At 60.6% G+C, this 8,444-nt stretch carries 7 protein-coding genes and 1 pseudogene; 1 reads left to right on the forward strand and 7 read right to left on the reverse strand.

All coding sequences use genetic code 11. The annotated features are described in order from the left end of the window. Positions 1-1,019, forward strand: a pseudogene (locus QX073_RS34255) (IS3 family transposase); the annotation flags it as partial. Between the two features lie 46 nt (positions 1,020-1,065). Here the strand turns inward: QX073_RS34255 and QX073_RS34260 are convergent. The 7 genes from QX073_RS34260 to tnpA form a co-directional block, all read right to left on the reverse strand. Continuing rightward, positions 1,066-2,229, reverse strand: a complete 1,164-nt coding sequence (locus QX073_RS34260; RefSeq protein ID WP_316227117.1) for a hypothetical protein — start codon at positions 2,227-2,229, stop codon at positions 1,066-1,068. Positions 2,230-2,268: 39 nt separating this feature from the next. Beyond that, positions 2,269-2,814 (reverse strand): toll/interleukin-1 receptor domain-containing protein, encoded by a 546-nt coding sequence (locus tag QX073_RS34265; RefSeq protein ID WP_316227118.1) that lies wholly within the window; start codon positions 2,812-2,814, stop codon positions 2,269-2,271. Continuing rightward, positions 2,807-3,331, reverse strand: a complete 525-nt coding sequence (locus QX073_RS34270; protein WP_316227119.1) for a TIR domain-containing protein — start codon at positions 3,329-3,331, stop codon at positions 2,807-2,809. The genes QX073_RS34265 and QX073_RS34270 overlap by 8 nt, the downstream gene beginning before the upstream one ends. A gap of 214 nt (positions 3,332-3,545) precedes the next feature. Beyond that, entirely contained in the window at positions 3,546-6,080 is a 2,535-nt protein-coding gene (locus tag QX073_RS34275) for a patatin-like phospholipase family protein (RefSeq protein ID WP_316227120.1), read from the reverse strand. 368 nt (positions 6,081-6,448) lie between these two features. Further along, positions 6,449-7,558, reverse strand: coding sequence for an IS66 family transposase (gene tnpC, locus QX073_RS34280; protein WP_316227121.1), 1,110 nt, complete (start codon positions 7,556-7,558; stop codon positions 6,449-6,451). 128 nt (positions 7,559-7,686) lie between these two features. Next, positions 7,687-7,980 carry an IS66 family insertion sequence element accessory protein TnpB gene (gene tnpB, locus QX073_RS34285; protein WP_410052403.1) on the reverse strand — a complete coding sequence of 98 codons (294 nt, stop codon included), beginning with the start codon at positions 7,978-7,980 and terminating at the stop codon, positions 7,687-7,689. Continuing rightward, positions 7,977-8,363, reverse strand: coding sequence for an IS66-like element accessory protein TnpA (gene tnpA / locus QX073_RS34290; RefSeq protein WP_316227122.1), 387 nt, complete (start codon positions 8,361-8,363; stop codon positions 7,977-7,979). The genes tnpB and tnpA overlap by 4 nt, the downstream gene beginning before the upstream one ends. Between the last annotated feature and the right edge of the window lie 81 nt (positions 8,364-8,444).

An 8,444-nucleotide genomic window follows, 5' to 3' on the forward strand; every position in this document is an offset into this window, starting at 1 on the left:
ACGCTGGAGGACGAGAACACGCGGCTCAAGCGGCTGCTGGCGGACGCCATGCTGGACAATGCAGCGCTGAAGGATCTGCTGGGAAAGAAGTGGTAACGCCTGCGGCGAAGCGGAAAGCTGTCGTACATCTCGTGGGTGTTCACGGGATGAGCGAACGGCGGGCGTGTAAAGCCATCGGATGTTGCCGCATGACGGTCAGATATCAGACGAGCCGGGCCGATGATGCCGGGCTGCGGCAGCGCATGAGGGCGATCGCTCATGAGCGCCGCCGCTTCGGCTATCGTCGCCTGCACGTCCTGCTCAAGCGGGAGGGCTATCTGGTCAATCACAAGAAGCTGTTCCGGCTGTACCGGGAGGAACGGCTCACGGTGCGCCGCAGAGGTGGCCGCAAGCGGGCCCTCGGCACACGAGCTCCGATGACGGTGCCGCTGCTCCCGAATGATCGCTGGTCGCTCGACTTCGTGTCGGATCAGATGACCGACGGCCGGCGATTCCGCGTCCTGACCGTGGTCGACGACTGCACCCGCGAGTGCCTGGCGCTGGTGACCGACACCTCACTCTCGGGCGCCCGGGTCGCCCGAGAGTTGGACCGGCTGGTCGCCAAGCGCGGCAAGCCCAAGATGGTCGTGAGCGACAACGGCAGCGAACTCACCAGCAATGCCATCCTGACATGGGCTGATCAGAGCCGCATCGCCTGGCACTACATCGCACCGGGGAAGCCCATGCAGAACGCCTTCATCGAGAGCTTCAACGGCCGCCTGCGGTATGAACTGCTGAACGAGACGCTGTTCACCTCGCTCGCCCAGGCCCGCGTTGCGCTCCGATCCTGGCAGGCCGACTATAACGACGCTCGGCCGCACTCCCAGCTCGGATGGAAGACGCCATCCGAGTTCGCCGCCACCTACAATCCGCGTCGGGATCTGGCGCTGCGCTATGCCGATAGCTCCGCGCCAGCTCCCGCCGCTACGACCGCCCGGATGGGCACATCCAACCGCCCGAACGAACTCAGATCTGGATAAATCTTGGGGGCAAGGTCAGCGAGGTTCCGCCGAGAGTTCGCAATCGTTAGCCAGTCTGATCCCCCGCTTGAGAGCGTCTGGTGCCTGGAGCGTTATTGTACATTCCAGTTTTCGCAAGCAGGGCAACAACCTCCTTCCTTTTTATTGCAGTGTGAACCAGGATCGATAGCTGCCCGGTCTGCGACAACCATTCCAAAAATCTCTGCACCGCGAGACGGGTCGCATGCTCGTCCGAACAGTTCGCTATCAGAACGAACTGCACGGCCTGAATCGGATCGACGACGTAGGTGCCGAAGGGGGCGGGAACTACGGTCGCATTCGGATACCCGAGCATGCGCTGCGCCTGGCTTTCGGTCGCTGCTTTGTGGCAAGCGATCACATGGACCGGCCCGCCGTGGACTTTCTTCAGTCGAACGACGTCAGTATGGTCTCGAAGGTGCGGCTGACCGACGAATTCGCGAGCAGCCGACACGGATAGCGAATCCGGAATCGCCGCCGGTCTGCAGAGGATAGTGCGGCCATCCAGTTCGATCTTGCATGTGCCCGCATCCAAACGGCCGCCGAGCGCAGCTGCGACGGCGTTCCTCATACGGCCGGCCCGCTCCGCATAGCCGAGCCTTCTCCAATCCAGAGCTGGCCCCAGATAGCCGCGTCCCCGGCCTCCTGCCAGAACGCCTTTCTGGGCCAGCTCGACGGTGCGTGTGGTCACGGCGCGTCTGATCGCATCTTTGAGTTCGCGGATGCTGGCAGGTCGCGCACCGAAGACGTTCTCCCGTTCGATCCTCTCCTGGAAGGACTTGTGATGAGCTCCAGAAGGCGCCGCCGGTGAACTGCGTTCGAAAATGTCGACGACAGTCACCTTAGATGGAGAGGCGGCGAAGGCGGCCTGGAATTCTGCATCGCATATTCCGACGGTCGCAAGTTCACCTTTTCCCTTGAAGCCGGCATTTCCATTGAACAGCATGAGGAAGATGTCGCAGTCGCGCGCTTGGCGTACGCATTCTTCCCAGGAATTCAGATCGGCGGAGACGCCTGCCTCTTCATGAATCCAGACTTCATACAGTCGGCTACCGAGCATTTCGGCGCTTTCGATCTCCTTCTTCATTTCGACGCGGAGATCGGTCAGTCGAATGGCGTCTTTGCTCCGTAGCGGAAACTCGTCATTGCAGCGGCTCGAGATCATCACGCGCAACTTCGAGGACTTCGCCACCGCGCTCTCCCAACTTTCATTCCCGAGACTACGGAAACCTCAAGCGTTCAGCCATGCCGATAGTTCGGTCGCGACGTTCTTTTCTTGGTTGTACACCATAAACACCGGGGTCGGATGCCCCTCAAACTTGCCGAAGACGACCCGGTCGTAGATCCCGAGGTACTCCCGCTCCGCCCACCTGTGGTCTGCGGCCGTATCGACGCTCGGGAAGATCGCGGTATTCGCGGGAGTCTTGTACCCGTCCGCCAAACCAAGCTCCCATGGCATCCACCTACTATCCTTCGAATTCATCGTGGTGAGAAGGAGGAATTTGCGCGATTGACGGATCCTGTTCTTGAGGATTGTCGCAGTCTCCCGCGATGTGGTCGGCGGCAGCGATTCGTCTTTCTTGTCCACGTACACGACCGCCCCGTGCCGCTCGAGGATAGCTATTACTCCGGGCAGGATGTCTGCGTCCTTTGTCGAGTGGCTCAGGAAAGTCGAACCTTGAGGAGACCGGGCCTGAGCCTTTCTGACGATCGAGACTTGCTCGTTGAGCGTCCCGGCATTCCTGCGAAGAGTATCCCTCGTGATGTATTCAACCATTTCGCTCCATTCTGCGCCTGGTGTTCAGGATCAAACGACCGGATTTCGAGTTTGCGCGTTCTACGATAGTGGCAAGGGATGCCGGATTGTTTCGCAGATCATACCACCAGACCCATTCGGCATAGCCGCTATCAATGTTGTCCTGCAGTCGGTCCGGCTTGGCGGTGCCGCCGTTGGAGAAGACCTCGATGGTCGGCAATAGCACGGCCACCAACCCCATCTGCTGGGACAGCGATGCTTCGATCTCCCAATCGACGTAGCGTCGCCTGGGTGTGTCACGACCGCAGAGCACGATCGTGCAGGAGCTCCCCGTCAGATGTTTTTCGCGAATGCAGCGCATGATGTAGGCGAAATCGGCGCTGTCAATCCTACGTTCCAGAGAGGTATCGGTTATGGCTTCGAATCCGTCATGGAAGACCGACGAGAAATCTTCGTAGTATGCTTGGTCGGCTCGATGGTGATAGCTCACGAAGACTCGTCTGCGCTGCGGCTGATATGGAGCAAAGGGATTGGCCATGCGGTCAGTATCTCCCGGAAAACGGAGGACTTTAAGCACTTTGTCCCGATTTGGCACCTGAGGATTGCCCTAGGTGACCCGCAATGTCCAGTCGGTCGGTGCAGACCGCAACGCAACGGCGCCTCCTCCATCAACCTCGCGATTGGGCGCCGCCGGTTCGGTTTTGCCGACCGACGAAAACTAGCACCGAAGATAGCTCGGCATCGTGGTCAGCTCAGGCTCCGAACGGCTCCAACATATTTTCGGCGAGTTGCCGAAACCATTCCTGCACGGTGGCAGGATGCGTGTTGCTCGTCATCAGGGCAGGAGAAAATGTGCCCTCTGCGACATGGACGCCAAGTTGACGATAGGCTTCGAACTGCTCCTCGTCGTAGAATTGGTCCAGCGTCGACTGGTGGGGAAATTCCGGATGGAGGAGGCGGTACCTCTTCAGAAGCTCGGCCTCGTTGCCCGTCAGGGAGAGCTTCAGGTACAGCATCAAGCCTATGCCCGGCGGCCGTCCGTCCAGCGTTTCTGGGTATATCACCCGAAAAAGCTGGACATGCGTCTTGCTGAAACGCGACTTCGGGTCCGGCCTCATGTCGTCGAGCCGAGGCTCTACGCGGATGCCAAGATCTATCTGCGCGTGTCGAACGAGGGTGAGCTGTCCGTGGAATGTGCTTTCCGGATCGGCTTCACCGTCGACGCAGACGATGAACTTGCATCGGCGTCTGAGAAGCTCGTAGATCCCCATGTTTTCGATGTGACCGCCGTCGGAAATGTTCAACCAGGCGTGCTTTTCTGTCATGCCTATCCCGAACATCTCGCGCACAAGACAGATGAAGCCTGGAAAGTTCCAGAAGGTCTGCTCCTTCGGGTTCGCGATCCAGTAGCCCAATCGGATGTTCAGCAGGGTCATTATAGCGGACAGCGTCGGCTTCGATCCCAAACCCATGTGCGGCGATGCTGCTGCACCGGAGATCGCCATAGCTGTCGCCAGATCGACCTCCGAATTCTTTGCCACCCAAGCTTTCGACCGGCTGTACCGAACGGCCTTCGAACCCATCCAATGCTGGGAGAAAAGGAAGAAGTCCGCCTTCCGGTCCCGCAATACGAGGCGCGTGCTGGACGGCAGATTCACTGCGGCGTTTATGAGATGATAAGGAGCTTTCTTGCTGCCGTTCAGTGAGGTGAGCGGCAGCGTCGGGCCGCCCGTTTTCGGTCTGACGAAGGTCGCCGCCAGCGCGTCGCGGTACAGTTTGTGCGGTCCCGTCAGATTGACATCCAGACCAAGCAGCGAAAAAAGCAGCGACAGAAGAAACAGACAGCCCAGCACGGCAGTGCCGCAGAGGTAGTGGACGGGATTGTACCAGGGTGCCTCCGAATCCATCGGCATGCGACCCAGCTCCCGAAGCAGGTAGAAGACGGCGACTGCGAGCAGCGGGACGACGAGGCTGGCCGCGTACAGCGCAATGCGAAGGAAGTTCTTCCGAAACGTCTCGCTGCGGAACACCGGCATAAATCGGGCCACGGCTGGTCCGGCGAGCACGGACAGAACAACGGCGCCGGATATCTTCGAGTTCAGAAGTGCGTCGAACTTGAGAAGCCCCCACTCGATCGCGGCAACGATCGCAAACGCCAAAGCGGCCCCAGCGCTGATCGCCACCACGATCGCTCCGGATCGAGCGTTCGTGCCGGCTCGAAGTGAGAAACCGGATATGTAGATCGCGACCAATGTCACGATGGAAAGGCCTATGGCGGCCTGCGACCAGATTTGCGAAGGTATTGCGTCGCCTAGATAGATGAAAAGCAAAGCAAGGAATGAAAGGAAACATAGTGGCGCGATCCAGTTCATGATCATCCCGGACAAAGTGCCGGTGATCATGATCCATCGCTGCCTGAGGTTGACGGCACTCAGATACTTGGCGTTCTGGCGAACGTGACGGACGGCGTCCGTATCGGGGCCATACGGTTTCGCCAGTTCTTCGAACGATCCGCCGGAGCCTATCACGGAACTGACTAACGATCCCGTGTAGCCGCCGCCGGAGACCGTGGAGAGATAATCGAAATCCTTCATCAAACCGCGCTCGGCGAGTACCTGGACGACGCCGAGGCAGAACGTCGCCGATCGGATGCCGCCTCCCGAGAGCGCCAGGCCAATGGCATCGAAGTCGTTGGGAGTTAGATTCGCCAGCCGGCGACGGGCGAAGATCTCCGCTGCTTCGTCAGCATTGATGCACTTTTCGGGAGAACAGCCACCGTCTGGACGCGCGATGCCCTCGTCCTGCCCGAACTTGACCGGAAGAAATGCGGCTTGGACTTGCGCGGGGCTCAGCACTTCCGGTCCTTGCTCGTCCGGAATGACCTTCCCGTAAGCCAACATCTGCAGATTTTCGGCGAAGGCGACAAGCTCTCCGCGGACCTGGGCGAGATCGACCCGGAAGTCGTTTGCACCGTCTCGCGAATCCAACAGCCCGGCTTCCTTGGCGCGGTGCCACTTGGCGGTCATCGGTCGGAGCACGACGTTCAGCATGGTGGTCGCGATCTGAGCGAACTCTCGGCAGCCCGGATTGTCTTTGATGGCCTTGCGCGCCAGGCCGAAGATTTCCCAGAGGCTTTCCAGCGCCCTTGCTTCGACCCCGTACTGGTAGGGCAGCTTTTGCGTCGAGATCCTGGTTCGTAGCTCGGTCAGCAGATCGTGCGCGGCTTTTTGGTCCGGCGACAACCTGCCTGGCTCGCCGAAACCGCTCCCGCCCTTCTCTTCGCTCACTGATATGCCTCCTGTGCCCGCTCGAAGATTGGAGGATAGACCAAGCGTAGTCCAGTCTGACCATGAGAGGGCCTAGGGACAACCCTTAAAAGCCTTGCGCCGACCAGCCGGCGTCACGTTGCCATAGCCTGTCCTGTCGCGATCTCGTACGCCGGGTGCGTCCTCATTGCGGTTCTCGTCGACAAGGAGGAACGCCGCCATTTACCTCGCCTACCATCGCGGAAAGCAAGCGGGGGAGGCAGAGGAGCCAAGTTGCGCGCGTCTTCGGAAGAAGATCAAGGGTGAACAAGTTATCCAGTGCTCGGCGAAACATCGACCTTTCCGGGTGAGGGCGATCGCACGCCAGCCGAACGGAGCCACGGCGAGCCTTACGTCGGCTTCACGGCCACGACCGACCCATTCAGTCGCCGCCGTCGCACGTGTCGAGCGTCGATCAGCCCGGCGCAGACGTTCCGCGAAGCGCGCCGTCCGCGGGCCACCCGAAGAGGTTCTGGTGCTCGATATCGTCGGCACGAAGATTGTAGCGATCGTCCAGGAATGCCTCCAACGTCTTTTCGTCCTCCATCGCGGGCGGCACGCCCAATATCCAAGATTGCAGGTATATGCCTTGGTAGACGTGCCGGTTTGCGGTCCGGCGCAAATAGATAGGTGGCTGCCGGAGGTTCGAGGCCGCTCCACGGCCGTTGCTCCCGCGCGTACACCCAGAGCCGCCCAGTCTTGGTTCGTCCGCGGCCAGGATCTAGCACCGGGATCGGCGCATAATCGGCAGACAGATGGCTGGAGGCGAACACGTTCTTGCACAGCCGTTTGTGCAGAGCCTCGAGCCACCAGCATGCGCCGCCAACCCAGCCCGCGAGCGTCGAGGGGCAGAGATCGGCGCCATGACGATCGAAGATCAGCGACTGCCGATAGAGCGGCAGGTGATCGCAGTATTTGCTGATCAGCACGTGCGCGAGCAGCGCCGGCGTCGCCAGACCGCCAGCGATCAACCGCTCGGGCGCACCGGCTTGCACGACCTTGTTGCAGGCGCGGCAGGCGTATTTGGGTCTGGTTGTGCGCACGACGCGAAGCCGAGCTGGTACCCAATCCAGCATCTCGCTGACGCTCTCACCAATCAGATGGAGAGCGCCGCCACAGCAGCCACAGATCCGGCCTTGTACGTCAAGCAGAATGTCTTCGCGTGGCAGATGATCGGGCAGCTTACGACGTCGCGGCGGAGATTTGGCTTCCGGTGTGACCTTCGGTTGCGCTTCCTCGACGCGCCCGATGTCGCTGTCGAGATCCTCCAGACCGAGTGCAAGCTGGTCGGGATCGATGCGCTCGGAGCTGCGGCCGAACTGCATTCGCTGCAGCTGTTTGATGATGGACTTGAGACGCTCGATCTCGGTGTCGCGATGGTCGATCGCAGCGGCAATGTCGCGCACCAGGCGCTGCAGAAGCTCAGGATCGGAGGGGAGATTGGTGAGATCGAGCTGCATGTCCGATGGTACTCGAACACGCTGATTCGTAGAAGAATCGCAACTCAGTTCAGCACCGGCTTTTGCAGATCATCCTGCAATCGCAGGTTTCCAGACGCGCTCTGGCGCGCGCCAATCGATGCCTTCGATCAGCATCGCGAGCTGCGCCGGCGTGAGCGTGATCGAGCCATCATAGCCGCCATCACCGGCCACACGAAGCCGCCTTGGTCGATGCGTTTTGTGAACAGACAAAGCCCGTTTCCGTCGCAGAACAGGACCTTCAGGATCGATGCCTTTTTGCCGCGGAAGGCAAGCAGATGACCGGAGAACGGATCCTTCTTCAGCGTGTCCTGCACCAGCATTGCAAGCCCGTCCATGCCCTTGCGCATGTCGGTGTAGCCGAGCGCCAGGTGCACTTTCACGCCTGCAGGAACGAACATCATTGTGCGGCCTCTTTGCTCTCGATCTGCGCTCGCACGGCATCCGGATCGCTGCTGGCGGCAGCGAAGACGCGCCGTCCATCATGGAGGTCAACGGCCATCATGCCCTCCGGTGGACGTACGAGATCGCGCAGGGCGCGTGCAGCGGGCATGTCGTCGGGCAGCACGACACAGGCGAGCTTGGAGCGCGTCTTTTGCGCGATGCCGAACTGTGCGCGCCAGCGGAACAGCAGCCCGGTGACAATCCCATGCTTGCGCGCGACGGCAGAGACCTTGGCGCCCGGCAACTCAGTTTCCCTGGCGATCGCGAGTTTCTCTTCGTCGCTGAAGAAGCGCCGGGCCGGCGTTTTGGGCGCGGCTGGATCGCCGATTTCGGCGGCTGTCAAGCGGGTTCGGGCTGTGAGTTCCTAGCACTAGTGCTAACGGCCGGACGGGCGGAGGGATGAAGATGGGCGCGCCAGTCGATC

It is taken from the genome of Bradyrhizobium sp. SZCCHNS3052 (assembly GCF_032484495.1).
Lineage (GTDB): Bacteria > Pseudomonadota > Alphaproteobacteria > Rhizobiales > Xanthobacteraceae > Bradyrhizobium.